The organism is Neoroseomonas lacus (assembly GCF_014644535.1).
Lineage (GTDB): Bacteria > Pseudomonadota > Alphaproteobacteria > Acetobacterales > Acetobacteraceae > Neoroseomonas > Neoroseomonas lacus.
In genome coordinates, this window is record NZ_BMKW01000014.1 from 46,032 (window position 1) to 72,392 (window position 26,361).

The 26,361-nt window shown below is 69.1% G+C and carries 22 protein-coding genes; 13 read left to right on the forward strand and 9 right to left on the reverse strand.

Translation table 11 applies throughout. The annotated features are described in order from the left end of the window. Positions 1–15: 15 nt before the first annotated feature. Complete coding sequence (gene bla, locus IEY36_RS24355) at positions 16–888, forward strand: class A beta-lactamase (RefSeq protein ID WP_188971799.1); 873 nt, start codon at positions 16–18, stop codon at positions 886–888. 30 nt (positions 889–918) lie between these two features. Here bla and IEY36_RS24360 read toward each other — a convergent pair whose 3' ends face one another. Beyond that, positions 919–2,178 (reverse strand): Hsp70 family protein, encoded by a 1,260-nt coding sequence (locus IEY36_RS24360; RefSeq protein WP_188971801.1) that lies wholly within the window; start codon positions 2,176–2,178, stop codon positions 919–921. Positions 2,179–2,270: 92 nt separating this feature from the next. After that, positions 2,271–3,695: a MocR-like pyridoxine biosynthesis transcription factor PdxR gene (gene pdxR / locus IEY36_RS24365; RefSeq protein WP_188971803.1), complete on the reverse strand. Its 1,425-nt coding sequence runs from the start codon at positions 3,693–3,695 to the stop codon at positions 2,271–2,273. 75 nt (positions 3,696–3,770) lie between these two features. On the opposite strand from pdxR, the gene IEY36_RS24370 reads away from it, so the two are divergent. Continuing rightward, positions 3,771–4,502, forward strand: a complete 732-nt coding sequence (locus tag IEY36_RS24370) for a pyridoxamine 5'-phosphate oxidase family protein (protein ID WP_229681551.1) — start codon at positions 3,771–3,773, stop codon at positions 4,500–4,502. Between the two features lie 85 nt (positions 4,503–4,587). On the opposite strand, the gene IEY36_RS24375 is transcribed toward IEY36_RS24370, so the two are convergent. The 3 genes from IEY36_RS24375 to IEY36_RS24385 all read right to left on the reverse strand — a co-directional run bounded on the left by IEY36_RS24375 (position 4,588) and on the right by IEY36_RS24385 (position 8,848). Continuing rightward, the gene (locus tag IEY36_RS24375) at positions 4,588–6,039 is read right to left on the reverse strand and encodes a DUF1254 domain-containing protein (RefSeq protein WP_188971805.1); all 1,452 of its coding nucleotides are present in this window, start codon (positions 6,037–6,039) and stop codon (positions 4,588–4,590) included. 129 nt (positions 6,040–6,168) lie between these two features. After that, positions 6,169–8,316 carry a malate synthase G gene (locus IEY36_RS24380; protein WP_188971807.1) on the reverse strand — a complete coding sequence of 716 codons (2,148 nt, stop codon included), beginning with the start codon at positions 8,314–8,316 and terminating at the stop codon, positions 6,169–6,171. 88 nt (positions 8,317–8,404) lie between these two features. Beyond that, positions 8,405–8,848 carry a hypothetical protein gene (locus tag IEY36_RS24385; protein ID WP_188971809.1) on the reverse strand — a complete coding sequence of 148 codons (444 nt, stop codon included), beginning with the start codon at positions 8,846–8,848 and terminating at the stop codon, positions 8,405–8,407. 142 nt (positions 8,849–8,990) lie between these two features. Between IEY36_RS24385 and IEY36_RS24390 the strand changes: the two genes are divergently transcribed. Continuing rightward, the gene (locus tag IEY36_RS24390) at positions 8,991–10,562 is read left to right on the forward strand and encodes a gamma-glutamyltransferase (RefSeq protein WP_188971811.1); all 1,572 of its coding nucleotides are present in this window, start codon (positions 8,991–8,993) and stop codon (positions 10,560–10,562) included. Between the two features lie 24 nt (positions 10,563–10,586). Here IEY36_RS24390 and IEY36_RS24395 read toward each other — a convergent pair whose 3' ends face one another. Beyond that, a complete protein-coding gene (locus tag IEY36_RS24395) occupies positions 10,587–11,498 on the reverse strand; it encodes a polysaccharide deacetylase family protein (protein ID WP_188971813.1) in 912 nt (303 codons plus the stop codon). A gap of 96 nt (positions 11,499–11,594) precedes the next feature. Here IEY36_RS24395 and rutA point away from each other — a divergent pair, with 96 nt between their 5' ends. Genes rutA through IEY36_RS24420 form a run of 5 tightly spaced genes read left to right on the forward strand, consistent with a single transcriptional unit; the run spans position 11,595 to position 16,343 of the window. Next, a complete protein-coding gene (gene rutA / locus IEY36_RS24400) occupies positions 11,595–12,677 on the forward strand; it encodes a pyrimidine utilization protein A (RefSeq protein WP_188971815.1) in 1,083 nt (360 codons plus the stop codon). Between the two features lie 36 nt (positions 12,678–12,713). Beyond that, positions 12,714–14,135, forward strand: coding sequence for an amidase (locus IEY36_RS24405; RefSeq protein ID WP_188971817.1), 1,422 nt, complete (start codon positions 12,714–12,716; stop codon positions 14,133–14,135). A gap of 1 nt (position 14,136) precedes the next feature. Beyond that, entirely contained in the window at positions 14,137–14,445 is a 309-nt protein-coding gene (locus IEY36_RS24410) for a zinc ribbon domain-containing protein YjdM (RefSeq protein ID WP_188971819.1), read from the forward strand. A 12-nt stretch (positions 14,446–14,457) separates the two neighbouring features. Beyond that, positions 14,458–15,333 (forward strand): fumarylacetoacetate hydrolase family protein, encoded by an 876-nt coding sequence (locus tag IEY36_RS24415; RefSeq protein ID WP_188971821.1) that lies wholly within the window; start codon positions 14,458–14,460, stop codon positions 15,331–15,333. A 35-nt stretch (positions 15,334–15,368) separates the two neighbouring features. Beyond that, positions 15,369–16,343 (forward strand): Bug family tripartite tricarboxylate transporter substrate binding protein, encoded by a 975-nt coding sequence (locus IEY36_RS24420; protein WP_188971823.1) that lies wholly within the window; start codon positions 15,369–15,371, stop codon positions 16,341–16,343. Between the two features lie 124 nt (positions 16,344–16,467). Here IEY36_RS24420 and IEY36_RS24425 read toward each other — a convergent pair whose 3' ends face one another. Beyond that, a complete protein-coding gene (locus IEY36_RS24425; protein WP_188971825.1) occupies positions 16,468–18,078 on the reverse strand; it encodes an ABC transporter substrate-binding protein in 1,611 nt (536 codons plus the stop codon). A gap of 125 nt (positions 18,079–18,203) precedes the next feature. Beyond that, positions 18,204–19,184: a Bug family tripartite tricarboxylate transporter substrate binding protein gene (locus tag IEY36_RS24430; RefSeq protein WP_188971827.1), complete on the reverse strand. Its 981-nt coding sequence runs from the start codon at positions 19,182–19,184 to the stop codon at positions 18,204–18,206. 119 nt (positions 19,185–19,303) lie between these two features. Between IEY36_RS24430 and IEY36_RS24435 the strand changes: the two genes are divergently transcribed. The 4 genes from IEY36_RS24435 to IEY36_RS24450 all read left to right on the forward strand — a co-directional run bounded on the left by IEY36_RS24435 (position 19,304) and on the right by IEY36_RS24450 (position 24,024). Continuing rightward, on the forward strand, positions 19,304–20,896 hold the full coding sequence (locus IEY36_RS24435) for an ABC transporter substrate-binding protein (protein WP_188971829.1): 1,593 nt from the start codon (positions 19,304–19,306) through the stop codon (positions 20,894–20,896). A 16-nt stretch (positions 20,897–20,912) separates the two neighbouring features. Further along, on the forward strand, positions 20,913–22,286 hold the full coding sequence (locus IEY36_RS24440; protein ID WP_188971831.1) for an amidase: 1,374 nt from the start codon (positions 20,913–20,915) through the stop codon (positions 22,284–22,286). Positions 22,287–22,394: 108 nt separating this feature from the next. Beyond that, on the forward strand, positions 22,395–23,573 hold the full coding sequence (locus IEY36_RS24445) for a M20 family metallopeptidase (protein WP_188971833.1): 1,179 nt from the start codon (positions 22,395–22,397) through the stop codon (positions 23,571–23,573). A gap of 4 nt (positions 23,574–23,577) precedes the next feature. Continuing rightward, complete coding sequence (locus IEY36_RS24450) at positions 23,578–24,024, forward strand: acyl-CoA thioesterase (protein ID WP_229681559.1); 447 nt, start codon at positions 23,578–23,580, stop codon at positions 24,022–24,024. Between the two features lie 95 nt (positions 24,025–24,119). Here the strand turns inward: IEY36_RS24450 and denD are convergent, their stop codons facing one another. Next, positions 24,120–25,103, reverse strand: a complete 984-nt coding sequence (denD, locus tag IEY36_RS24455) for a D-erythronate dehydrogenase (RefSeq protein WP_188971837.1) — start codon at positions 25,101–25,103, stop codon at positions 24,120–24,122. 64 nt (positions 25,104–25,167) lie between these two features. Here denD and IEY36_RS24460 point away from each other — a divergent pair, with 64 nt between their 5' ends. After that, positions 25,168–26,352, forward strand: a complete 1,185-nt coding sequence (locus IEY36_RS24460) for a diaminopropionate ammonia-lyase (RefSeq protein WP_188971839.1) — start codon at positions 25,168–25,170, stop codon at positions 26,350–26,352. Positions 26,353–26,361 lie beyond the last annotated feature (9 nt).

A 26,361-nucleotide genomic window follows, 5' to 3' on the forward strand; every position in this document is an offset into this window, starting at 1 on the left:
CCAGGCGGGGATGACATGATCGACAGGCGAGACTGGTTGATGGGCGCGGCGGCAAGCTTTGCCACGGGCATGGCGCGCCGCGCCACCGCCGAGGAGGCGCTCACGGCGCAACTCGCGCGCATCGAGGCGGCATACGGTGGCCGCCTCGGCGTCGCCGTGCTCGACACCGCCACGGGGCGACAGCTCGGCCACCGCCCGACCGAGCGTTTCCCGATGTGCAGCACCTTCAAGGCACCGCTGACCGCCGCGGTGCTCGCCCGCATCGATGCCGGCAGCGAGCGCCCGGACCGGCGCATCCGCATCACGCGCGCCGACCTCCTCGCCTGGTCGCCGGTCACCGAGACCAGGCTGGACGGGCCGGGCATGACGATCACGGAACTCTGCGCCGCCACCATGACCATCAGCGACAACGCGGCGGCGAACCTGCTGCTGGCTACGCTCGGCGGGCCCAGCGGCCTGACCGCCTGGCTGCGCGGCATCGGCGACCCGGTCACGCGTCTCGACCGCACCGAACCCACGCTGAACGAGGCGACACCCGGCGACACGCGCGACACGACGACGCCTGCCGCCATGGCGGCGACGCTACGGCACCTCGCCCTCGGCGATGTCCTGTCCGCCGCCAGCCGCACTCAGTTCGTCGCCTGGCTGCGCGGCAACCGGACCGGCGATTCCCGTCTGCGCGCGGGCCTGCCGCCCGGCTGGCAGGTCGGCGACCGCACCGGCACTGGCGCCCGCAACACCAGCAACGTCATCGGCGTCATGTGGCCACCCGGCGACCGCCCGCCGCTCGTAGTGACGGCCTTCCTGACGGACGGCGCGCGCGAGGGTGCGCGCCGCGATGCGGCGCTGGCCGCGGTCGGCGCCGCCGTCTCCGGCACGGCCGGCTAACCGCGCGATCCTCCCGGCCCGATGCGCGCATCAGGCCGGGAGCGCCGCCTCCTCCCGCGCCATCAGCGCCAGTCCCTCAGCGACCGAGACGAACTCGCCCCCCGCGATGACGCACTCGGCGCCGAACCGCTCCTCGAACAACCGCCGCACTGCCGGCACGAGGGAGGTGCCGCCGGTCAGGAACACCCGGTCCACCGCGTCGGGCCCCAGCCGCGCATCCACCAGCGCGGCATCCACCGCCGTCGCGATGCGCGTCAGTTCCGGCTCGATCCAGCCTTCGAAATCGCCACGCGCGATCGGCGTGCGCAGCGCGAAATCGCCATGCGCAAAGTCGAGCATCGCCACCTCACTGCCCGACAGCGCCGCCTTTACCCCCGAGACCGCGCGATACAGCGCATACCCCGCATCATCCTCGATCAGTCGGATCAACTGCTGCAACCGCTCCGGATGCTCGGCGGTACGCGCGACGGTCGCGATGTCGCGCAGCGTGCGCGGCGCGCGCATCATCGAGAGCTGGTTCCACCGCGCGAAACTCGCGAACCAGGCCGGCGGCACCGGCAGCGGCTCGCCCCCCATGATGGAATAACTCGTCCCCTTGCCCAGCAGCGGCGAGACGACATGGTCGATGATCCGGTAGTCGAAGGCATCGCCGGCAATCCCCACGCCCGAATGCCCCAGCGCCGTCACCCGCCGTGGCGGCCCGGGCTCGAAGCGCAGCAGCGAGAAATCCGAGGTGCCGCCCCCGAAATCCGCCACCAGCACTGTCGCCGGATGGTCGAGGTCCTGCGCGAAGCGATGCCCAGCCGCCGCCGGTTCCAACCCCACCCCGACCCGCGCCAGCCCCGCCTCGGCAAAGGCCGCGCGCAGCCGCTGCTCGCCGAGATCGTCATCCGCTCGCTCGCCGACGAAACGCACCGGCCGCCCCACTGTCACCCGCGCTTCCGCCAACTCATCCGCGAAGGGGCCGAGCAATTCGCGCAGGAACACCGCGATCAGCCCCTCCAGCCCCCAGGCGCGGCCGAAGATCCGCGTCTCGGTGAAGCTGCGCTGCGCTAGGTATGATTTCATCGACATGATCAGCCGGCTCTCCAGAGGCTCCTCGAGATAGGCCTCGATCGCCGCCGGCCCCGCCGCATGGCTCGGCCGCCCATCGGCCCCGGCCCAGAAGCACAGCACGGAGCGGAACACATCGCCGGTATCGTGGCGCAGCGTGCGCACCGACCCATCCTCGCCGACGATGGCGACCACGGAATTCGTCGTGCCGAAATCGATACCGATGGCGGGGCGCATGGCGGGGGATGTCCGGGGCAGGGGGGCGCGCCTTGAAGCCGGTTCGGGCGCGCATGGCAAGCCGGGAAGGGCGCCGCCCTCCCCAGACGCGTTCACCCCACCCGTCGCCGCACCGCCATCCCCAGCCGCACCGCCGCCTGCCGCAACGCCTCGGCCTCATGCCCGGAATATCCCACCACGAACCCATCCACCTCGCCCGGCACCAGCCGCATTTCCGACAACAGCCACCCTTCCACCCGCGCTTCCTCCTGGATTTCCCGCGCCGTCCCATCCGGCAGCCCCGCCGGCAGCGTCGCCAGCAGATGCAGCCCATGGTCCGGCAGCGCGATCCCCAAGCGCCCGCCCGAGGCCCGCGCCAGCGTCCCGGCCACCATGTCCCGCACCGCGCGATACTGCGTGCGCATCCGCCGCAGATGCGCGGCGAACTCCCCGCTCGCCATCACCTCCGCCAAGGCACCGCCCATCAGCGGCGAGGGAAACCGGTCCGACACCGCCCGCGCCGCCACCACGCGCGCCATCAGCGCCGCCGGCACCACCACGAAGCCGATGCGCAGCCCCGGGAACAGCGTCTTGGAAAAGGTCCCGAGATAGATCACCCGCCCCCCACCATCGATCCCCGCCAGGGCCGTCAGCGGCGCGCCGGTGAAGCGGAATTCGCTGTCGTAATCATCCTCCATCACCCAGGCATCCGCCTGTCGCGCCCAGTCGAGCAGGGCCAACCGCCGCGCCATGCTCATCGTCACCCCGGTCGGGTATTGGTGCGACGGCGTCACATAGGCGAGGCGCGCGGCATCCTCCCGCGCGCGCCCGGCGGCCACATCGATCCCCGCCGCATCCACCGGCACCGGCACCAGCCGCGCGCCGAGCGCCTCGAGCGTGCGCCGCGCGGTGGGGTAGCCGGGGTCCTCCATCCACACCGCATCGCCCGGCCGCAACAGCACCTCGGCACACAGCCGCAGCCCCTGCTGCGTGCCGCTGGTGATGACGATGCGGCTCGCGTCGCAGGCCATTCCCCGCGTCGCAGCAAGGTGTTCGGCAATCGCCTGGCGCAGTGCCGGGTGCCCGCGCGGGTCGCCATAGCCGAGATCGGCTGGGTCGGCCCGCACCACCCGGTCGCGCAACGCTCGGCCCAGCCGGCGCAGTAGGATCGGGTCCACCGTCGTGCAGCCCACCGCGAAAGGCGCGCGGCCCGGCGGCGCCTCCGGCAACGCCACCGGATCGGGCGCCGCCGGCCCGCGCGGCACCTGCGCCGCGACATAAGTCCCGTCGCCGACCCGCGCCTCCGCCAGCCCGTCGCTCAGCAGCAATTCATAGGCGACGACCACCGCATTGCGCCGCACGCCGAGTTGTTCGGCCAGCGCCCGACTCGACGGCAGCCGCAGCCCCGCCGCCAGCCGCCCATCCAATATCGCCGCCCGCAGCCCGGCATGGACCCGCGAGGATTGGCTGCCGGCGCTGTCGTCCAGCCGCAGTGGCACATCCAGCACGGCGACATGGCTTTCGCGAATGGTCGGCATGAGACGCTCCGAATTGGCCCTCGTACCAACCAATCTCATGGCGCATCACACTGCCTGTCAAACCAGGACAAGCCGATGCCCGACACCGCCATGCCCAGCTACCCGATCGAGGCCCGCAACAAGGTCAAGCGCGTCCATCGCCGCGGCGCCTATGACCACGCCACGGTGCATCGCATCCTCGACGCCTCGATGATGTGCCACGTCTCCTACGTCATCGACGGCCAGCCCTACTGCACGCCGACGCTGTTCTGGCGGGAGGGGACGCATCTGTACTGGCACGGCAGCAGCGCCAGCCGGATGCTGCGCAACCTCTCGGACGGCCAGCCGGCCTGCCTGACGGTGGCGCATCTCGATGCGCTGGTGATGGCGCGCAGCGGCTTTCACCATTCGGTCGACTACCGCGCGGCCATGTGTTTCGGCCGGGCGCGGCTGGTGACCGACCCGGACCACAAGCGCCAGGCGTTGACGATGATGGTCGACCGCTTCTACCCCAACCGCACCGCCGGGCTGCGCGAGATCAACGCGCAGGAGTTCAAGGCGACGTCGGTGGTGTCGATGGAAATCGAGACTGCCTCGGCCAAGATCCGCATCGATGGCATCGGCGAGGAGGAGGAGGACTACGCCCTGCCCATCTACGCCGAGCGGATGCCCGTGCGCATGGTGCTGGGTGAGCCCGAACCCTGCCCGCGGCTGATGGCCGGGGTAAAGCGCGGGGCGGACCTCAACGCGTATCAGCCGGGTAGGGCGCTGGATGAGGCGCTCGTCGAGGCCTATGCGGAGGCCTATGGCACGGTGGCGCAGACCTGATCACGCATCATGCCCGAGCGCCCTGGCCCCGCGGCGGGACGCCGAAGGGGCCGGGGCCGGATAGCCCGGCGCTTGGCCGGCCGGGTCAGGCGCGCGTCACCTGTGGCGGGTACCAGCTGCCGTCGAGCACCGAGAATGCCGGCGCCGACATCGGCCAATACAGGCGGAACATCAGCACGAAGCCGTCGCGCGGCGCCGGCAGCCAGTTGGCCTGGCGATCCGACCCGGGGGCATCGGCCTGGATCAGCAGGTCGGTGGTGCCATCGGCATTGGATGTCAGCGCGTTGCGCGAGCTCAGCGTGTAGCGGTTGAGCGGGTTGTCGACGAAGAAGAAATTCGAATCATACATCGTCAACGACCAGAAGCCCCGAGCCGGCGGCCGCTGCCCCGCCGGGAAGCGTAGCCTGTAGCGATTGGCACCGCTCAGCTTTTGGCCGCTCGAATCCACCTCGGTGAAAGGGTAGACGGCGTCCTGCGGATGGTTGGCACCGAGCCCGACCGCGGTGACGTAGGCACGGTTCAGGTAGTCCGTCCCATAGGTCCCCGTCTGGGTGATGACGAACCAGTTGTTGGTCTGCCGCGCGCGGGTCTCGCTGGAGCGAATCCGCCCGGCGACGGCGGCTTGGCCGACACGCGGCGCGCCGTCGATGGCGCGACGCACCGCCTGTGGCGCCCGCGTCGCGTCGAAGGGCCGTCCCGGCACCAGCCCGAGCCGCGCCATCCGCGCGACGAAGGATGCATCCGCCGCGGCGGGCGGGTTCGCCGCCATCAGCGCCGAGAGCATCCGGAAGTAGTCGACGCCGTTCAGCCGATCCACCTGCGCGCGGACGCCGGTGCGCATGTCGATCGCCGGATCGACGCGGCCGGCTGGTGGCGTCCAGGCCTGTCCATAGCTCGACAGTGGCTGCAGCGTCATGCGGTTCTGAATGGCGTGCACCGCCGCGTAATCCTCCGGCGTGCCGGTGCAATAGACGCGGCCGAGGATCCACAGCAGGTCGGTCGGCGAGCGGATCACCGGAATGCCCGGCGGCGTCGCGCCGCGGAACGTCGGGCCCGCGATCACATAGGTCTGAGCTTGATTGCCGGTGGTGCGCGACCCGGCCGCCGCGATCACATTCGTCCAGCCGTCCAGCATCGGCATCAGATAGTAGCGGTCGGGCATGGCCGGCCAGGACACCACCCACGGCTCGGCGCCGAGATCGAGCCAGGCCGTGCAGTACAGCGTATCCGCATTGGGCGCCGTCACGTCGCGGAAGGCGGCCGTCGGATAGGAGCGCGACATGTGGAACTGCCCCATCGGCGCGCGGCCCACCTGCGCCGTGGCATCCGGTACATTGGTCGAGACGCGCCGCGTCATCTCCATGGTGACCAGCGGGTAGCCGAAGACATAGGCCTCGGCGGCGATGCGCGCGGCTTCGGCGTCGCTCAGGGCAGCGCCCTGCGCCAGCGCGGGCGCCGCGACCGCCGCGGCCGGCAGGGCCAAGGCGAGGCGACGGGACAGCCGCGCCGCGGCTTCGGATGATGGGGCAATGGGCATGGCGCGCGACCTCTTTTCCGGCAGTCCGTTTCCGGATTGAATCGGATTATGAACCACCGCCGTCCCTACTGCCATGCACCTTCGATATCCAGAACCGGCAAGTCTGCGCTCCTGTCGCCGGCGTGGAATTCATCCCGCCGCCTTGGCTTCCCGCCGCCGCTTCGTCAGCACGAATTCGGTATACCCGTTGGGCTGCTTCGCCCCTTCGAACACCAGGTCGCACGCCGCCTTGAAGGCCGGCCCGTCGAAGCCCGGCGCCATCGGCGTATAGGCGGCATCGCCTTCATTCTGCCGGTCCACCACGGCGGCCATGCGCTGCATCGTGTCCATCACCTGCTGCGAGGTCACCACCTCATGCCGCAGCCAATTGGCGATGTGCTGCGACGAAATCCGCAGCGTCGCGCGGTCTTCCATTAGCCCGACATCGTTGATGTCCGGCACCTTGGAACAGCCCACCCCCTGGTCCACCCAGCGCACGACATAACCGAGGATGCCCTGCGCATTGTTGTCGAGTTCCGCCTGCACATCGGCCGGCGACCAATTGGTGTCGCGCGCCAGCGGAATGGTCAGGATGTCGTCGAGCTTGGCCCGGCGCCCGCCCTCGAACAGTTCCTCCTGCCGCGCCGCCACATCCACCTCGTGGTAATGCAGCGCATGCAGCGTCGCCGCGGTGGGGGAGGGCACCCAGGCGGTATTCGCGCCGGCCTTCGGATGCCCGACCTTCTGCTCCAGCATCGCCGCCATCATGTCCGGCATCGCCCACATGCCCTTGCCGATCTGCGCACGCCCGCGCAGCCCGCAGATCAGCCCGGTATCGACGTTCCAGTCCTCATAGGCCTTGATCCAGGGCAGCGCCTTCATGTCGTTCTTGCGCACGACCGGGCCGGCCTCCATCGAGGTATGGATCTCGTCCCCGGTGCGGTCGAGGAACCCGGTGTTGATGAACACCACCCGATCCTTGGCGGCGGCGATGCAGGCCTTGAGGTTCACGGTGGTGCGCCGCTCCTCGTCCATGATGCCCATCTTCACCGTGGCGGGCTTCAGGCCGAGCGCTTCCTCGACGCGGCCGAACAGCGTGTTCGCCCAGGCCACTTCCTCCGGTCCGTGCATCTTCGGCTTCACGATATAGACCGACCCGGCGCGCGAATTCATCCGCTTGCCCTGGATGTCGTGCATCGCGATCGCCACGGTGCACAGCGCGTCGATGATGGTCTCGGGCACCTCCGCGCCATCGAGCGTGACGGCGTCGGTCATCATGTGGTGACCGACATTGCGCACCAGCATCACCGAGCGGCCATGCAGCGTCAGCGTCCCGCCGCCGGGCTTGGTGAACACGCGGTCGGCGTTCAGCCGGCGCACCATGGTCTGGCCGCCCTTCTCGAACTCGGCCGTCAGGTCGCCCTTCATCAGGCCGAGCCAGTTCCGATAGACCTCGACCTTGTCCTCGGCATCGACGGCGGCGACGGAATCCTCGCAATCCTGGATCGTCGTCAGCGCCGCTTCCATCACCACATCGGCGATGCCCGCGGCATCAGTCTTGCCGATCGGATGCGTGCGGTCGAACACCACCTCGATATGCAACCCGTTATTGACGAACAGCAGCGCGGTCGGTGACGCCGCGTCCCCCAGGAAGCCCACGCATTTCGCGGGCTCCGCCAGCCCGGTCGTCGTCCCGTCCTTCAGCGTCACCGCCAGCGCCCCGGCCTCGAGCCGGTAGCCCGTCGCATCCGCATGGCTGCCCGCGGCGAGCGGCGCCGCCTGGTCGAGCACCGCGCGCGCCCTGGCGATCACCTTTGCCCCGCGCGCCGGGTCATACCCCTTCGCCTTCGGCCCGTCCTGCGGGATGGCGTCGGTGCCGTACAACGCATCATAGAGGCTGCCCCAGCGTGCATTCGCCGCATTCAACGCATAGCGGGCATTGGAGACCGGCACGACGAGCTGCGGCCCGGCCATCGAGGCGATCTCGGCATCCACATCGGCGGTGCCGACCGCGACCTCGGCCGGTTCGGGCGCCAGATAGCCGATCCCTTCCAGGAAGGCGGCGTAGGCACGCAGGTCGATCGGCTGCGCCGGATGCGCGCGGTGCCAGGTGTCGATCTTGGCCTGCAGCTCGTCACGCTTGCGCAGCAGCACGGCGTTGGCGGGCGCGAGTTCGCGCAGGACGGTCTCCATCCCGCTCCAGAACCGCGCCGCATCCACCCCGGTGCCGGGCAGGGCCTCGGTTTCCATGAAGGCACGAAGTGCAGGCGCTACCTGAAGGCCGTTGCTCGCTGCCATCGTCACTCTCTCCCACCGGTCAGACGTCAACCCCAAGTGGGGCGAATTTCCAGCCGAACTGTCTACTGCGTTTTCCGAGGTTGCGAAATCAGCCGCGCCCCACCCACGCCAGCTCGTCGCGGCAGGCCTCGCTGAATCCCCTGAGCGGATCATTGTGGATCCGCCCCGCCTCCGCGGCGATCTCGGCGAAGGTCCTGTTCGGCGCGGCATAGGTCTGGATGATGTGCTCCAGGACTCCCTCGGCCTGCTCCGTCACCGCCGGCGTGGCGAACAGCCGGATGCGGCCCATCAGCGCATAGAGCCCCGCGAAGCTCTCGGCCGGCGCCCCTTCATGCTCCAGCGAATCCAGCAGCAGCCGCGCCGCTTCCTGCATGAACTCGACGTAGAGCGCTTCGCGCTTCACGATTTCGGCGGTCTGGCGCTGCTGCCGATGCGTGCCGCGCTGGCTGACCCAGGCGGTGGCGAGCGATGCGAAGGCGCCGATCGCCGACCCCGCCAGGGCCGAAACGGCCGACAGCACTGCGGGCTCCATGTCTCACCTCCAGCCTGTCCCTGCGATATTGCCCATGCAGGATCGATGCCCGTATCGGGCGGCGTCAAATCGGCCAGGGCTTGCCCCCCGCCGCGGCCGGCGCGAGGCTGCCGCCCGAACGCCGATAAACGAGGACGCCACCATGGCCTGGACCCCACCCCCGCATGTCAGCCAGCACTGGCAGGTGACCAAGCCCGGCGCTACCGGCAAGCGCGGCATGGTCGCCTCCCAGGCGCGCGACGCCGCCGAGGCCGGCATCGCCCTTCTCGAAGCCGGCGGCACGGCGGCCGATGCCGCGGTCGGCACCGCCTTCGCCCTCGCCGTCGTCGAGCCGTGGAACTCCGGGCTGGGTGGCATCGGTTTCACGCAGGTCGCCGGCCCCGGCCTCGCACCGCAGACCTTCGACTTCGGCCCGGTCTCGCCCCACGCGCTCGACCCCGCCGCCTTCCCGATGACGGGGAAGATGAAGAACGACCTCTTCACCTGGCCCGAGGTCTTCGAGGACCGCAACGTCCATGGCCCGCTCTCCTTCGCCATCCCGTCCTCGGTGGCGGGCTATGCCGAGTTGCATGCGCGCCACGGCAAGCTGCCGCTCTCGGTGGTGATGGAACCGGCGATCGCCCTGGCCAGGCGTGGCCTCGCGCAGGATTGGTTTACGACACTCAAGGTCGCCAACAGCGCCGCGGTATTGCGGATGTACGCGGAATCCGCGCGCATCTACTTGCCGAACGGCCTGCCGCCGGTTGCCCCCTACCAGGGCAGCCCGGGCTTCTTCCGTCAGGGCAAGCTGGCCGAGACGCTGGAAGGCCTCGCCTCCGCCGGCCTGCGTGACTTCTATGAGGGTGGCGTCGCCAGCGAGCTGCTGGCCGATTTCCGTGACATGGGCTCGCCGATCAACGCCGCCGACCTGGCCGGCTGCAAGGCGATCGTGAAGCCGGCGCTGGAGGCATCCTGGCGCGGCAAACGCCTGTTCCTGGCCAATGGTCTGACGGCGGCGCCGACGTTGATGCGCGTGCTGGAAGGCATGCGCGGCGCGGATTTCTCGGGCGCCGCGCCATCCGCCGCCTGGTATGCGCAACTCGCCCACGTGCTGCGCGACGCCTATGCCGAACGCCTCGCCGGCCTCGGCGATGCCGAACCGAAGGCCGCCGAATCCTGCACCACCCACCTGACCGTCTGCGACAAGGACGGGATGATGGTCGCGATGACCACGACGCTGCTGTCGTCGATGGGCAGCCGCGTCGTGCTGCCGCGCTCGGGCGTGCTGATGAACAACGGCGTCATGTGGTTCGACCCGCGCCCCGAGGCGAAGAACGCCATCGCCCCCGGCAAGCGGCCGCTGACCAACATGTGCCCCGTTATCGCCGCCGAGGGTGATGCGCCCTCCATCGCGCTCGGCGCCTCCGGCGGGCGGCGCATCATGGCCTCGGTGTTCCAGACGCTCTCCTACGTCGCCGATTTCGGCATGACGCCGAACCAGGCGGCACATCACCCGCGCCTCGACGTCTCGGGCCCGGAGGGGGTGACCGCCGACATCCGCCTCGGCGCCGAGACGCTCGCGGCACTCGCCGCAGATGACGAGGTGACGGAGGTGGAACACGCCGTGCTGCCGGTGAACTTCGCCTGCCCGAACCTGATCCGCATCACCGCCGACGGCACGCGCGAGGGCATCTCCGACGTGATGAGCCCGTGGAGCGCCGCGCTGGCGCAGTAGCACCAGCGCGGCCGTAAGGGCGGTTCAGGCCGTGGCCGGCATGCCGGCCTGTGTCGCGCACCAACGCGCCACCTCTTCATGCGTGCCGAACCAGACGCCCGGCGTGCCCTTCATATAGGCGACCAGCCGATCCAGCAGCGCGATGCGGCTACGATGGCCGATGACATGCGGGTGCATCGTCAACAGGAACAGCCCGCCCTCGGCGACCGCACCCTCGAATTCGGCGCGAAAGATCTCCTCCACCGCGGAGGGCGGCGTATAGGGCCGCAGCCCGGAGAAGCGCAGCATGTTGAAATAGACCGCATCGTCGCGGATCCATTCGGGCGGCAATTCGACGATGCCGGTCGCCTCGCCCTGGACCTCCAGTTCATAGGGGTCGTCATCGGCCATCAGCGAGGAATCATACAGCAGGCCAAGCTCGCGGATGATGTCCATCGTATCGACGGAGAAATCCCACGAGGCGGTGCGGATGCCGACCGGGCGGCGGCCGCTGATCTTCTCGAGCGTGTCGGTGGCGCGGAAGGTCAGCTCGCGCTCGACGCCCGGCGGCAGCTGCGTGTTGGCCTCATGGATCCAGGAATGGATGCCGATCTCGTGGCCTTCATCGGCGACGGCGCGCACTTCCTCCGGATGCAGCAGCGCGGAGACGGCCGGGTAGAAGAAGGACGCCCGCACGCCATGACGGTCGAGCAGCGCGCGGATGCGCTTCACGCCCTGGCGCGCGCCGTACTGGCCCTGGCTGATGCGCATCGGGCTTTCGTCGGAATCGCGCAGCGGGATCGTCTCATGGTCCGCATCGAAGGACAGGGCGACGGCGCAGCGCGCCCCACCCGGCCAGGACGCGGGGGCCAGGGACCGTCCGGCGCGCGCGCGCCCGACGATGCGCCGCCATTCCGGCTCGCTCCAGTCCCAAGGCTTCGCCGTGCTGTCGTTCATCGCTCATCTCCGCCCATCCAAGGATGGCACGGTACTTGCGGTGCGGCCGGGGTCAACCGGCGGCCTTTGCCAGGCCAACCCGCAGCGGAGCGAACCATGGACATCGGCGTCTTCATTCCGATCAACAACAATGGCTGGCTGCTCTCGGCCACCTCGCCGCAATACATGCCGAGCTTCGAGCTCAACAAGGCGGTGGTGCAGAAGGCCGAAGGCTATGGCTTCGACTTCGCGCTTTCGATGATCAAGCTGCATGGTTTCGGCGGCAAGACCGAGTTCTGGGACCATGGACTCGAATCCTTCACCCTGATGGCCTCGCTGGCGGCGGTGACCACCCGCATCAAGCTGTTCGCCTCGACAGCGGTGCTGACGCTGCCGCCGGCGATGGTGGCGCGCATGACCAGCACGATCGACGACGTTTCGGGCGGGCGGTTCGGCGTCAACATCGTCTCGGGCTGGCACAAGATCGAATACAGCCAGATGGGGCTGTGGCCGGGTGACCAGCATTTCGGCAAGCGCTACGACTACAGCACGGAATATGTGCGCATCCTGCGCGATCTGTGGGAGACCGGCCTGTCGAACCGCAAGGGCGAGTTCTTCCAGATGGACGATTGCGTCCTGAGCCCACGGCCGAAGAAGCCGATCAAGGTGGTCGCCGCCGGTCAATCCGACCGCGGCATGGAATTCGCCGCCGAACTTTGCGACTACAATTTCTGCCTCGGCGAGGGGGTGAACGAACCGACCCGCGCCGCGTCGGTACCCGCCCGCGTGCTGGAAGCAGGTAAGAAGACCGGCCGCGATGTCGGCGCCTACATGCTCTACATGGTCATCGCCGAGGAGACCGACGCGGCGGCGATGGCCAAGTGGGACCTCTACAACCAGGGCGCCGACAAGGAGGCGCTGGCCCATCTGCTCGGCAAGGCGGCCGAGGACACCACGGCGGCGGACACATCGATGGCTGCGGCGGTGCTGCGCTCGCCCTCGCCGATCAACTTCAACATGGGCACGCTGGTCGGCTCCTATGCGCATGTAGCGAAGATGCTGGACGAGGTGGCATCGATGCCCGGCGTGAAGGGCATCATGCTGACCTTCGACGATTTCCTGCTCGGCCTCGACAAATTCGGCCAGCATATCCAGCCGCTGATGAGCTGCCGCGCCGGGCGCGTACTGAACGCCGCCTGACTTGAACAGTGCGGGTCGGGAGGACATGGTGGCCCCATGTCTGAGACCGATCCCGCCCTGATGTCCGCCGAGACGCTGCTCGGCCTCTACGCACGCCGCGCGCTGTCGCCGGTCGAGGCGCTGAAGGCCGTGATGGAGCGCGTCGCCCGCTACAACCCCTGGGTCAACGCCTTCGCGGCGATGAACCCGCATGCGCTGCGCGCCGCCGGCGAGAGCGAGGCGCGCTGGGCCGCCGGCCGCCCGATCGGCCCGCTCGACGGCGTGCCTGCCACGGTGAAGGACCTGCTGAACCTGGCCGGCTTCCCGACCCGGCGCGGCAGCCGCACCACCGACACCACCGTCGCCACCGAGGACGCCCCGGCCGTGATGGGGCTGAAGGAGGCCGGCGCGGTCATCCTTGGTAAGACCACCACCACGGAATTCGGCTGGAAGTCCCCGGGCGACTGCCCGCTGCACGGCATCACGCGCAATCCGTGGAACCCGCAGCGCACGCCGGGTGGGTCCTCCTCCGGCGCCGGAGCGGCGGGGGCGGCCTGTTTCGGGCCATTGCATATCGGCACCGATGCGGGGGGATCGATTCGCATCCCGGCGGCCTATTGCGGGCTGGTTGGCGTGAAGCCCACCTTCGGTCGCATCCCGCAATGGCCGCTCGGCGCCTTCGGCCATGTCGCCGCGGCCGGGCCGATGACCCGGACGGTGCGCGACGCGGCGCTGATGTTCTCGGCCATGGCGCGCTTCGATCTGCGCGACCCCTATTGCCTGCCCGATGAACCGCGCGACTGGCGCCATGGCATCGAGGACGGCGTCGCCGGCCTGCGCGTCGCCGTGGTGCGACGGATGGGCTTCGAGCCGCCGCTCGATGCCGATGGCGACGCCGTGCTGACGGGTGCTGCGCAGATGCTTGCCGAGCAGGGCGCGCTGGTCGAGGAAGCCGACCCCGGCCTGCCCGACACCCGCGCCATCTTCGGACGGGTCTGGGGCGTGGCGCTGTCGCGCGTGCTCGCCACCATCCCGCTCGAGAAACATGAATTGCTCGATGCCGGCATCCTCGAAGTCGCGCGGAAGAACGGCGAGATGTCCGCGGTGGACTACCTCGCCGCCGAGGCGATGCGGCTCGAGGCCGCGCACGCCATGGCGCGCTTCCACCAGCGCTACGACCTGGTGCTGACCGCCTGCACGCCGACCGCCGCCTTCGCCGCCGACCAGCCGACGCTGAAGCCGGCCGAGGCGCTGTGGCGCGACTGGGCACCCTGGACCTTCGCCTTCAACCTGACGCGCCAGCCGGCGATCAGCGTGCCGGTGGCACTCGACGGGGAGGGCATGCCACGCGCCGTGCAGGTGGTGGCGGCACTGTATCGCGACGACCTTGCCTTTCGCGGCGCGCGGGCGCTTGAGATGGCGGCGACGTTGCCGCTGGCCAACCCGGCCGAGACCGGCCGCCTCGCCAAGGGAGGCTGAGATGGCCGAGGACAGCGACGACTACGTCTATGACGAAACGACCGGCGAATGGCGCCCGGCCGCCGAGGTCGCCGCCGCTGCCGCCGAAGCCGGCAAGCGGGTGGTGCGCGATTCGGCCGGCAATGAACTGGCCGACGGCGATTCCGTCACCGTCATCAAGGACCTGAAGGTGAAGGGCGCCGGCCAGACGCTGAAGCAGGGCACCGTGATCCGCTCGATCCGCCTGACCGACAGTGACGAGGAGATCGACTGCCGCTACGAGGCGATCAAGGGTTTGGTCCTGCGCACCGAATTCGTGCGCAAGCGGTAAGGGAGGGTTCGCATGCGGCTGGTCACATTCAAGGACGCCAAGGGCACGCGCCTCGGCGCGCTGGATGAGGCGGGACAGGTGCTCGACCTGCTCGCGGCGGACGCCGCGCTGCCGCAGGGAATGCTGGGGCTGATCGCGGGCGGGGAGGCGGCGCTCGCCGCCGCGCGTGCCGCCGCGATGACGGCGCCGGTCGTCGAGGGCGCCACTATCCTCGCCCCCATCCCGCGCCCGGCGAAGAACATCTTCTGCGTTGGCAAGAACTACCACGAGCACGCGAAGGAATTCGCCTCCAGTGGCTTCGACGCCACCGCCAAGGAAGTCGTGCCCGAGGCGCCGGTGGTGTTCTCCAAGCCGCCCACCAGCGTGATCGGCCCGCATGACCCGATCCCGTCCTACCTCGATACGTCCAACAGCACGGACTACGAGGGCGAGATCGCCGTCGTCATCGGCCGCGGCGGGCGCGGCATCAGCGAGGCCGACGCCTATGCCCATGTCTTCGGCTACACCATCGTCAACGACGTGACGGCGCGGACGCTGCAGCACAAGCATCGCCAATGGATCCTCGGCAAGGGCATCGACGGCTACTGTCCTATGGGCCCGGCCATCGTCACCGCGGATGCGGCCGGCGTGCCGCCGAGACTCGCCATTTCGACCTGGGTGAATGGCGAATTGCGCCAGCGCGCACCGATCAACGACCTGATCTTCGCCATCCCGACGCTGATCGCCACCATCAGCGCGGCGATCACGCTGGAACCGGGCGACATCATCGCGACCGGCACGCCGGCGGGCGTGGGGATCGGCTTCACGCCGCCTCGCTTCCTGAAGCCGGGCGACAGGATTCGCATAGAGGTGCCGGGGATCGGCGTGTTGGAGAACCCTGTCGCGTGACCTGAACGAACCAAGCAACCGGGAGGAAACAACACATGAAAAGACGCGAGCTGCTGGCCGGTGGCGCCGGCGTCATCCTGGCGCCCGGCCTCGCCAACGCCCAGGACGCGTACCCGTCCCGCGCCGTGCAGATGGTTGTGGCCTTCCCGCCTGGTGGCCAGGCCGACATCGTGGCGCGGCCGGTCTCCTCGGCGCTCGAACGCCTCTGGCGCCAGCCGGTCCCGGTGGTGAATCGCGGCGGTGCGGGCGGTGCGATCGGCAATGCCTCCGTCGCCCGCGCCACGCCGGATGGCTATACGCTGCTGATGGCGCTCTCCTCGCTCGCCATGTTGCCGGAGGCGGACCGCCTCAATGGCCGGGCGCCATCCTACACCGTGGACCAGTTGGCGCCGATCGCGCTGATCACCGCCGACCCCACGGTGCTGGTGGTGAATGCCGATTCACCGTGGCGCACGCTTGAAGACTTCGTCGAGGATGCGAAGCGTCGCCCCGGTGCGATCACCTATTCCTCGGCCGGCAACTATTCGACGCTGCATGTCGCCATGGCGATGTTCGCCGGCGCCGCCGGCATCGACCTGCTGCATGTGCCGTTCCAGGGCGGCGGGCCGGCGATGACGGCGTTGCTCTCCGGTACGGTGCAGGCACTCTCCTCCGGGCCTGGCCCGGCGCTGTCGCAGGTGCGCGACGGCAAGCTGCGCGCGCTCGCGCAGTGGGGTGCCACGCGCGCGCCGGGTTTCGAAGATGTGCCGACTTTCATCGAGAAAGGCTATCGCGACGTTGAGTTCTATATTTGGGCCGGCGTCTTCGCGCCGGTGGCGACACCCGCTTCGGTGCAGGACAGGCTGCGCGCGTCACTGCGCGAGGCGGTGCAGGATGAGGGGCTGAAGCGTGCGCTAGCTGCGGCCGGCAGCCCGATCGATTTTCGCGTGGGTGATGCTTTCGCGACCTTCTTTCGCGAGGACAGCGCGCGGCTGGTGCGGGCGGTGCAGCGGATTGGCAAGGTGGATTGAAGGTTGGGGGAGGAGAACCTCCCCCAAACTCCCTCCCTTTTTCTTCCTGTTGGCACTGGCCGCCGACGTCAGTCTCCAATGGATAGAAAAAGGAGGGGTTCGGGGGAGTTCTCTCCCCCGACCTTCACGCCCCCCAATTACGCGCGGTGAACTCCATCACGAAGGACTGCGAAGCCCGCCAGGGCATATCCTTCCGCTTGCCCGTGAAGTTCGCCGTCTGGAACAGCACCGTATAGGCGGGGTCCTCGCGTTCGGTCAGCGTCAGCAGCCGCTGGAAGGTGGCGCGGCGCTTCGCCAGGTCGGTCTCGACCTGCAGCGCATCCAGCAGGCGCGGCGCTTCGTCGTTCTGCCACTGCCCGGCGGCCCAGGTCTGCCCGCCCGGCCCATAGACCGACATCGGCGCGACCGGGTCGTTGAACACCGCGGTGTTGGAATTGTCGCACAGCCCACGGCCAGGGAAGCGGCCGAGGATCTGGCCCCAATTCTCCTTCATCTCGATTTGCACGTTGAGCCCGGCGGCGCGCCAGCCCTCGACCAGGATCTGCGAGGAAGCGACCTGGCCGGTGTAATAGTTGTTCAGCAACTGATATGGGATCGGCTCGCCCCGGTAATTCGCCTCGCGCAGCAGGCGGCGGGCCTCCGCGATATCGAAGCGCGGCGCTTCCCAATCGCGGATCATCATCTCGCCATAGACATCCCATTGCAGCCCGCGCGGCACCGCGGTGCGGCCGGACCATAGGCTGTCCACGATCGCCTGCCGGTCGATGCTGTGCGACATGGCACGCCGTACCAGCGGATTCGCCAGCACCGGATGCGTCTTGTCCCAGACGATGAGGCGGATGTTGTTGATCGGGCCGCCGACCACTTCATGGCGCGCGCTGCGCTCGACGCCGCCGATCTGGTCGGGCGGCAGGTCGCAAATGAAATCGTAGTCGCCGGCGAGCAACCCGTTCACCCGACCGGCCACATCCGGCACTTCGACCAGGCGGATCGACTTCAGCGGCGGACGCCCGCCCCAGTATTCATCATGCGCTTCCAGCACCAAATCTTGGCCCGGCCGGTGCGAGACGATGCGATACGGCCCGGTGCCGACCGGCTTGCGCGCCCAGTCCAGCCAGGATGGCGCCGCATCGAAGGCGGCGCGCGAGAAGATCGCGCCGGAGGTGCGCGTTAGCCGCCCTTCCAGCGTTACATCCGGCACCGAATTGACGAAGCGCACCGTGCGCGCATCGACCACTTCCATTTTCTCGAAGCCCGGGAAATGGGCGCGCGAGATGGCGACAGCTTCCGGCGGCGGCGTCTTGCCGCCCTGGCCGGCGGTTGTCGAGACGAACAACCCGCGGCTGTCGGCGGCGAGGCCCGTCCACATGCGTTCGCGCGAGAAGGTGAAGGCGACATCCTCGGCCGTCATGGTGCGGCCGTCATGCATCACGACGTTGTCGCGCAGCGTCAGCTCCAGCGTCTTCGCATCGATCCGGCGCCAGGCGGTGGCGAGCATCGGTTCTGCGCGCTGGCTCACCAGCCAGTCGATGCCGATCAGCGGCTCGGAGAAGGAGGGCATGATGCGGAAGCCGACATTCGACTGTTCGCGCATCGGCTCCAGCGTGCCGGAGGTGGACAGCACCTGGACGGCGATGGTGATGCTCGGCCGCGTGTCGGCCTGGGCGATCGCGACGCGCGGCAACGTGGCCCCGATGGCGAGGCCGCTGAGCAAGGACCTGCGGCGAAGCGTCATGATGGAATCCCCCGATCTGATCGGGGCGGACGCTAGGCGGGCTGCATGACTGGATGCGGTCAGTCCCGTGAACCCTGTGGGTCGCCGCGGGACCTGTTCCGCAGTTGTCGGTATGCGGCGGCGATTCAGCCCGCCGTCGCGCCGCTGCTGCGCACCGCTTCGGCCCAGCGCGTGCGTTCGCGGGCGAGAAATCCATCGATGCCACCGGCGCCGATCGCCACCGGTGTCGCGCTGCGGGCGCGCATCAGCGCGCGATAGGAATCGGCTTCGGTCACCTCGGCCAGCGCGGCGGACAGGCGCTGCGCGATCGGCGCCGGCGTGGCGACCGGGACGAATAGGCCGAACCAGTTCGGCACGTCGAGATTGGGGTAGCCGGCCTCGACGAGCGTCGGCACCTCCGGTAATTCGGCGGCGCGCGTGCCGGCGGCGATGCCGACGATGCGCACCTGGCCGCCCTGATGCAGCGGCAGCGCCGTGGTCAGCGCGTCGCACAGCATCGCCACCTGGCCGGAGACCAGATCGGCCATCGCGGGCGGGCTGCCGCGATAGGGGACGTGGAGCATTTGCAGCCCGGCATCCTTGGCGAAGAGCTCCGCCGTCAGATGCGTGAGCGAACCGCTGCCGGATGAGGCGAAGGCGACCTCGCCGGGCTTGGCGCGGGCGGCGGCGACCAGTGCCGGCAGCGTCGGTTCCGGCAGGGCACGTGGGCTGACCAGCATGACATTGGCCTGGCCGCCGAGCATGCCGAGGCAGGCGAAATCGGCATCCGGATCATACGTCAGCCGGCCATAGAGCGGCTTCGCGATGCCCATCACCGCCGGCCCAACGGCGAGCATGGTGTAGCCATCCGGCGCCGATTTTGCGACCGCTTCCGAGCCGACATTGCCGCCCGCGCCGGCGCGGTTTTCCACCACCACCGGCTGGCCGAGCTTGGCCGCCAGGCCTTCCGCCGCGGCGCGCGCGAGGATGTCGGTGATGCCGCCGGGCGCGAAGGGCACCACGACGCGCAGCGGCTTGTTCGGGAAGCCCGCCGGCTGCGCCGAGGCGATGCCGGGTGCAGCGAGTGTCGCGGCCAGCAGGGCGCGGCGGGAAGACAGAAGCGGCATCGCGATCTCCAGGCTCATCGATGGTGAAACTCGTTTAGTCGAATGATTGCGGCATGAAAGATGCTGACTGCGCCAACACTGCCGGATTTTCGGGCTGCGAGACACGAGTGAGAGTGAAGATGAGGCATCTGGCCCCAAGGCTGCGACTGCATTGGGCAGTACCCCTGGCCGCCCTGTTGGTCGCCACCGCGAAGACGGCGATGGCGCAATCCCTGACGCTGGCCTTGGCGGCGACGCCGACGGCGGTCGATCCGCATTTCCACAACTTGGTGCCGAACAACGCGATCGCCGCGCATGTCTTCGACAGGCTGGTGCATCAGGATGAACGCCAGGCACTGACGCCGGGCCTCGCCGAATCCTGGCACGCGCTGTCCGATACGGAATGGGAATTCCGCCTGCGGGGCGGCGTTGCGTTCCATGACGGATCACCGGTCGAGGCCGAGGACGTCGCCGCCAGCCTGCGCCGTGTGCCCGCCGTGCCGAACAGCCCGGGCCCCTTCACGCAATTCGTGCGTGGCATTGATTCGGTCGAGGTGCTGGATGCGCGCACCCTGCGCATCAAGACACGCGGTCCGCAGCCGCTGCTGCCCACCGACCTCTCCGTCATCGCCATTATCCCGCGCCGTTTCGAGACTGCGAGCACCGCCGAGTTCCGCTCGGGTGCGGCGATGATCGGCAGCGGTCCCTTCCGCTTCGAGAGCTTCACGCCGGGCGACCGCGTGGTGCTGGCACGCAACGATGCCTATTGGGGCGGTGCACCGGCCTGGGCACGCGCGACGCTACGCATCGTGCCAAACGACAGCGCCCGCGTCGCCGGCCTGCTCGCCGGGGACGTCGATGGCATCGAGGCCGCGCCGATCTCGCAACTCGATGCGCTGCAACGCCGGCAGGACATGCGGCTGTGGCGCACCACCTCCAACCGGGTGATGTTCATCAGCTTCGACACCTTCCGCGAGGTGACGCCGGAGGCCGCGGCGCGCGATGGGCAGCCGCTGCCCGCCAACCCGCTGCGGGATGTCCGCGTGCGGCGCGCCATCTCCATGGCCATCAACCGCCCGGCCATTGTCGAGCGGCTGATGAGCGGCCAGGCGATAGCCGCCGGCGGCCTGCTTGCCGAGGGCTTCTTCGGCGCCAGCCCGCACTTGCCGCCGCCGGCCTTCGACCCGGACGGCGCCCGCCGCCTGCTGCGCGAGGCCGGTTATCCCAATGGCTTCCGCCTGACCATCCATGGCCCGAACGACCGCTTCCCCAATGACGAACAGATCCTCCAGGCCGTCGCGCAGATGCTGACCCGCGTGGGCATCGAGCTGCGGGCCGAGGCGATGCCCTTCAACATCATCCTCTCCCAGGGCGGGCCACCGAACCACGCCTTCTCGGCTATGCTGCTGGGCTGGGGTAGCAATACCGGAGAAGCCTCCTCGCCGCTGCGCGGGTTGCTCGCCACGCCCGATCGGGGCCGCGGCCTCGGTGTCGCCAACCGGGGGCGCTATTCCAATCCGGCGCTTGACGAGATCATCATCCGCGCGCTCGGCACCGTCGATGACGGCAGCCGACGTGCGTTGCTCGAGGAGGCGCAGGACCGCGCCATGGCCGACCAGGCCCTGGTGCCGATCCTGTATCAAGTGAATATCTGGGCGACCCGCAACACCCTCGCCTATGTCCCGCGCGCGGACGAGTTCACACTCGCGCGCTTCTTCACGCCGGCGCATTGAAACAGAGACAGACCCCATGACCGATAACATCTGGCAGCTTCCCGCCACCGCGCTGGCCGCGCGCTTCCGCGACGGTTCCCTGACGCCGAGTGCCGCGCTGCGCGCCGTGCTCGACCGCATCGCCGCGGCCAACCCGGCGCTGAACGCCTTCGCCATCCTCGATGAAGCCGGCGCGACCGAAGCCGCCGCCGCCGCCGATGCGCGGTACGCCGCCGGCAAGCCACTCGGCCCGCTCGATGGCGTGCCGGTGACGATCAAGGACAACATCACCGTCGCCGGGCTGCCCTGCGCCTGGGGCAGCGAGCTGTATCTCGACTACGTGCCCACGGCCGACGAGACGCCGGTCGCGCGGCTGCGTGCCGGTGGTGCGGTCATTCTCGGCAAGACCAACGTGTCCGAATTCACCCTCGGCCGCGGCAATGTCGACACGAAATCCTTCGGCACCACGCGCAACCCGTGGAATACGGCGCTGACCTCGGGTGCCTCCACGGGCGGCGGTGCGGCCTCGGTCGCCTCGGGCTTCGGGCCGATCGCGCTCGGCACCGATGGCGGCGGGTCGATCCGCCGGCCGGCCAGCCATTGCGGGCTGGTCGGGCTGAAGCCCTCCACCGGGCGCGTGGCGCGGCGCAACGGTCTGCCCATCATCCTCGACGATGCCGAGGTGATCGGGCCGCTGGCGCGCACGGTCGATGACCTGGCGCTGACACTCTCGATCATCCAGGGGCCGCTGGACGAGGACCGCCTGTCGATCGGGGTGCCCGGCCCGCATGAGGAGCCGCCGCCGCCCAAGGGCCTGCGCATTCTCTACGTACCGCGCATCGCGCAATGGCAGGTGGACGCGCCGGTCGCCGAATCCTGCGCGGAGGCGGCGCGCAAGCTCGCCGCCCTCGGCCATCACGTCACCGAAGGTGTGCTGCCGGTCGATATCTCTTTGTTCGAGAAGCATTGGCCGTCGATCGGCGCGGCCGGCCTGTCCTGGGCGCTGCGCGGGCGCGAATGGCGCGGCAAGATCGGCGCGATCTACGAGGAGATGATGGAACGCGCCGAGACCATCTCGGCCGCCGACTATATCGACGCGCTCAATGCCTTCCGCGAGGTGCAGGCGCAGTTCGCCGTCGCCTTCCGCGACTGGGACGTGATCGTCACGCCCTCCGCCGGCGCGCTGCCCTGGGATGCGACCAAGTTCGGTCCGCCGCACCACCGTGCCTTCACCGGCATCGTCAATGCCGGCGGACTGCCGGGGCTGAACGTGCCGTGCGATCCCTCGCCGGAGGGGCTGCCGATCGGCGTGCAGTTGGTCGGTCCCTTCGGCGCGGATTGGCTGCTGATCGCGCTGGCGCGCCAGTATGAGGCGGCCTATCCCTGGGCGCAGCGCTGGCCGGCGGTGTAGGGCAGAAGGTTGGAGGGGCGCTGCCCCTCCAAGCCACCCCGCCAAAGGCCGGGGCCCTTTGCGAAGCGCGCCTTGCGGTGCAAATCTCCGCCGACAAGGAGACACCGCATGAGCACCGAAGCGCAGATCACCGCCTGGCTGGCATCGCAGAAGGAGGCGATGCTTGCCGAACTCGCCGAGATGGTGAACACCGATGGCGGGTCCTACGACAAGGCGGGCGTCGATCGCACCGGCGCGCAGGTGAAGCGTTTCCTCGAATCGCACGGTATCGCCACCGAGGTGGTGCCGCGCGAGAAGCATGGCGATTGCATCCGCGGCATTGTCGATGGCGGGCATGCGCTCGGCACCGGCAACCAGCGCGCCAACATCGTGCTGATGGGGCATCGCGACACCGTCTTCCCGAAGGGTGAGCCGGAACGCCGCCCCTTCACCATCAAGGATGGCCGCGCCTATGGCCCCGGTGTCGCCGACATGAAGGCGGGCATCGTGATGAACATGTTCGTCCTCGCGGCCTATGCAAAGTTCGGCGGCGCGCCGGGCCCGCTGGTCGGTCTGTTTACCGGTGACGAGGAGATCGGCAGCCCAGAAGGCCGTCCCGTCATCGAGGCCGAGGCGAAGAATGCCCGCGTCGTCTTCAACAGCGAGCCGGGGCGTGTCTCGGGCAATGTGGTGAAGGCGCGCAAGGGCGGCGTGTTCTCCGTGGTCGATATCGAAGGCAAGGCCGCGCATTCGGGCGGCAATTTTGAAGCCGGCATCAGCGCGATCGGCGAGGCGGCGAACAAGATCGTCGCCATCGATGCGCTGACCGACCTCAAGCGCGGCCTGACGCTGAATGTCGGGCTGATCCAGGGCGGACAGTCAGTGAACACCACGGCGCCGAGCTGCCAGTTCCAGATCGACCTGCGCTATGTCGAGCCGGCCGATCGCGACGAGGTCATGGGCAAGATCCACGACATCGTGGCGCGGGCTTATGTGCCGGGGACGAAGTCCGCCCTGACCATCAAGGGGGAGTTCCTGCCGCTGAACCCGACGCCGGCGTCCGATCGTGTCTTCTCCATCTATCAGGCGGCGGCGGCGGAAAGCGGGCTGAAGGTGGAGGGCGAGTTCACCGGTGGCTGCGCCGATTCCGGCTTCACCGCGGCGATGGGCGCACCGACCTTGTGCGCTGTCGGGCCGGTGGGCGGGCTGGCGCATAGCCCGGAGGAATATCTCGAAGTGGAAAGCTTCGTGCCGCGTGCGCAGGCGATGGCGCGTGCGATTGCGCGGATCGAACAGGCGGGGCTTTGACGTGATGGATGCGGCGCTGCGCGACCGCTTCGGCGTGGAGGGCCCATGGGCCCTGTGGCAGGAACACACCATTCGCTGGGCGGAATGCGACATCTACGCGCATGTGAATCACGCCGCCTATCTGACGTTGTTCGAGGATATGCGTATTGCCTGGTGGCTGGGTGCCGGCGGCACCTTCGCGCCTGATGCGCCCGGCCCGGTGGTTGGCACGCTGGAGGTGAAGTACCTTCGCCCTGGTCATTTCCAGGACAAGGTGCTGCTGACGGCGCGAACGGTCTCGTTCCGCCGTTCCTCGTTCGTGCATCAATACGGGATGTGGCGCGACGGGCTGCTGTGCTCGGCGCGCGCGTTGTGCGTCGTGATCGACAATGCGACGGGCAAGAAGGCGGAACTGCCGGAGGCGATGCGCCGCCTGATGACCGAACGCGATGGCGCGGTGGCTGAGGCCTGACCACCAGCCCTTCGATTTCGCAGAAATCGAACGAAGCTACTGTAACCTTCGTTTTCGTGCCGCGGTGCTCGAGGGGCCGCGCCCCTCGACCTCCTTTACAACCCCCGGTCGGCTTTGGTGGCGGCGAGGTCATCCTCGATGAACGCCTGCACCAGCTCCTCGAGCGATTCCTGCTCGACGAACCCGAAACGCCGCGCCCGCGTCGCGGCGAAGGCGGCCGGCCAGCCGACGACGATGTCATAGATCTCCCGGTCGAAGGCGAAGCCGACCTTCTCGCGCGCGGCCTTGCCGGCCACGGTCTCCAGCGCTTCCAGCATCTTGGCGATGGTCGCGCTGCGCCCGGGCGGGTTGATGCCGCGATCGGCGCCGAGCGGCGTGGTGTCCATCGTCGCCGCATGGAGGAACCATTCCATCGTGCTGCGCGGTGAACAGATCCACACCGCGAATTCCGGCGGCACCGGGCAATCGGTCGACAGCCCGAGCAGCGGTTCGCGCACCACCGCCGAGACGAAGGACGACGCCGCCTTGTTCGGCCGCCCGGGCCGCACCATCACCGTCGGCAACCGGATGCTGACGGCGTCGAGGAAGCCCTTGCGCGACGCGTCCTGTAGCAACAGCTCGCCGATCGCCTTCTGCGCGCCATAGGAATTTGTCGGCACCTGCCGCCCGTCATCGGGCACCACCGCATCCTGCCCGCCGCCGAAGGAGGCGACGGAGGAGGTGAAGATCACCCGCGGCTTGGTCCCCAGGGCCCGGCAGGCGGCGAGCACCGCCAGCGTGCCCTGCAGGTTCACCTTCATGCCGAGGTCGTAATCGGCCTCCGCCGCGGCGCTGACCACGGCGGCGAGGTGGAACACCACCTCCGTCCCCGGCGGGATGGCGGCGGCCACTGCGGCCGGGTCGGCGACATCGCCGCCCAGGCAGCGCAACGGGAAGGGGGTGGCCAGCGGTGCCGGCGCCGCCAGGTCGAACAGCGTCAGTTCGGTGATGGGCTTGCCGCCCAATGCGCCGTCCTGCGCCAGCCGTGCCGCCAACTTACGCCCCAGGAACCCGCCGCCGCCAAGGATGGTGATCTTCATGCCGTGCCTCCGATCTCCCGTCCGGTTTGGCGCGGGGCGCGGCCGGGCGCAATATGCCGCTACCATGATCCCCACCTTTCCGTTCCGTTTCATGATCAATCGCCGCCACGGCACGCCTGGCGTCGTTGTGCTCCCCGATGGCGGCTTCCGCCGCGCCAAGGCGGAAATCGCCTCCTGGCCCGGCTATGCGGTCACGCCGCTGGTCGACCTGCCGGACGCCGCCGCCGCCGCGCGCGTGGCCAGCGTGCAGTACAAGGATGAGGGCGGGCGCTTCGGCCTCGGCTCGTTCAAGGCGCTGGGCGGCGCCTATGCGGTGATGCGGCTGCTGCAGGCGGTACTCGCCAAGCGCGGCGTGGCCAACGCTGCTACCGCGGCCGACCTGATGGAGGGCGCGTTCATGGACGCGACCAAAGTCTTCACCGTCTGCTGCGCGACCGACGGCAATCATGGCCGCTCCGTCGCCTGGGGCGCGAAGCTGTTCGGCGCGGCCTGCGTCATCTTCGTGCATGAACATGTCAGCCAGGGGCGACGCGACGCGATCGCGAAGTATGGCGCCGAAATCCGCGTCGTGCCCGGCAATTACGATGACGCCGTGCGCGAGGCGCAGAAGCAGGCCGACGCCAATGGCTGGTTCGTCGTCTCCGACACCTCCTATCCCGGCTACACAGAGGTGCCGCGCGACGTGATGCAGGGCTATCGCGTCATGGCCGACGAAGCGGCCGAGCAGATCGGCACCGCGCCGACGCATGTCTTCATCCAGGGCGGCGTCGGTGGCGTCGCCGCCGCTGTCGCCGCGCAGATGCGCGCGCGATTCGGTGCTGCTGTGCGCGTCATCATCGCCGAGCCGGAGAAGGCCGCCTGCCTGCTTGCCAGCGTCGAGGCCGGCGCACCCACCACGATCGAGGGCGATCTCGATACCTTGATGGCCGGGCTAGCCTGCGGCGAACCCTCGCTGCTCGCCTGGCAGGAACTGGAACGCAGCGCCTTCGCCGTCATCGCCGTCCCGGATGACAGCGCCGTCGCCTGCATGAAAGCATTGGCCGCGCGCAAGCCGCCGATTGTGGCGGGCGAGAGCGCGGTGGCCGGCCTTGCTGCGCTCCTGCTGGCGGCGGGCGAACCCTTCGCGCGTGCAGCATTGGGGCTCGACGAGAACAGCCGCGTGCTGCTGTTCGGCACCGAGGGCGCGACCGATCCCGAGGTCTATGCCCGCCTTGTCGGCCATCCACCGGAAGGCGCTTCATTGAACTGAAACATAACT

Excerpts from the sequence above, each read along its gene's own strand:
- IEY36_RS24460 (WP_188971839.1), top strand. The coding sequence starts at position 25,168 with ATGATCCCCACCTTTCCGTTCCGTTTCATGATCAATCGCCGCCACGGC.
- IEY36_RS24430 (WP_188971827.1), bottom strand. The coding sequence starts at position 19,184 with ATGCCGCTTCTGTCTTCCCGCCGCGCCCTGCTGGCCGCGACACTCGCT.
- IEY36_RS24435 (WP_188971829.1), top strand. The coding sequence starts at position 19,304 with ATGAGGCATCTGGCCCCAAGGCTGCGACTGCATTGGGCAGTACCCCTG.
- IEY36_RS24375 (WP_188971805.1), bottom strand. The coding sequence starts at position 6,039 with ATGCCCATTGCCCCATCATCCGAAGCCGCGGCGCGGCTGTCCCGTCGC.
- IEY36_RS24450 (WP_229681559.1), top strand. The coding sequence starts at position 23,578 with ATGGATGCGGCGCTGCGCGACCGCTTCGGCGTGGAGGGCCCATGGGCC.
- IEY36_RS24360 (WP_188971801.1), bottom strand. The coding sequence starts at position 2,178 with ATGCGCCCCGCCATCGGTATCGATTTCGGCACGACGAATTCCGTGGTC.
- IEY36_RS24410 (WP_188971819.1), top strand. The coding sequence starts at position 14,137 with ATGGCCGAGGACAGCGACGACTACGTCTATGACGAAACGACCGGCGAA.
- rutA (WP_188971815.1), top strand. The coding sequence starts at position 11,595 with ATGGACATCGGCGTCTTCATTCCGATCAACAACAATGGCTGGCTGCTC.
- IEY36_RS24370 (WP_229681551.1), top strand. The coding sequence starts at position 3,771 with ATGCCCGACACCGCCATGCCCAGCTACCCGATCGAGGCCCGCAACAAG.
- IEY36_RS24415 (WP_188971821.1), top strand. The coding sequence starts at position 14,458 with ATGCGGCTGGTCACATTCAAGGACGCCAAGGGCACGCGCCTCGGCGCG.
- IEY36_RS24390 (WP_188971811.1), top strand. The coding sequence starts at position 8,991 with ATGGCCTGGACCCCACCCCCGCATGTCAGCCAGCACTGGCAGGTGACC.
- pdxR (WP_188971803.1), bottom strand. The coding sequence starts at position 3,695 with ATGCCGACCATTCGCGAAAGCCATGTCGCCGTGCTGGATGTGCCACTG.
- IEY36_RS24385 (WP_188971809.1), bottom strand. The coding sequence starts at position 8,848 with ATGGAGCCCGCAGTGCTGTCGGCCGTTTCGGCCCTGGCGGGGTCGGCG.
- bla (WP_188971799.1), top strand. The coding sequence starts at position 16 with ATGATCGACAGGCGAGACTGGTTGATGGGCGCGGCGGCAAGCTTTGCC.
- denD (WP_188971837.1), bottom strand. The coding sequence starts at position 25,103 with ATGAAGATCACCATCCTTGGCGGCGGCGGGTTCCTGGGGCGTAAGTTG.
- IEY36_RS24380 (WP_188971807.1), bottom strand. The coding sequence starts at position 8,316 with ATGGCAGCGAGCAACGGCCTTCAGGTAGCGCCTGCACTTCGTGCCTTC.
- IEY36_RS24425 (WP_188971825.1), bottom strand. The coding sequence starts at position 18,078 with ATGACGCTTCGCCGCAGGTCCTTGCTCAGCGGCCTCGCCATCGGGGCC.
- IEY36_RS24405 (WP_188971817.1), top strand. The coding sequence starts at position 12,714 with ATGTCTGAGACCGATCCCGCCCTGATGTCCGCCGAGACGCTGCTCGGC.
- IEY36_RS24445 (WP_188971833.1), top strand. The coding sequence starts at position 22,395 with ATGAGCACCGAAGCGCAGATCACCGCCTGGCTGGCATCGCAGAAGGAG.
- IEY36_RS24420 (WP_188971823.1), top strand. The coding sequence starts at position 15,369 with ATGAAAAGACGCGAGCTGCTGGCCGGTGGCGCCGGCGTCATCCTGGCG.
- IEY36_RS24440 (WP_188971831.1), top strand. The coding sequence starts at position 20,913 with ATGACCGATAACATCTGGCAGCTTCCCGCCACCGCGCTGGCCGCGCGC.
- IEY36_RS24395 (WP_188971813.1), bottom strand. The coding sequence starts at position 11,498 with ATGAACGACAGCACGGCGAAGCCTTGGGACTGGAGCGAGCCGGAATGG.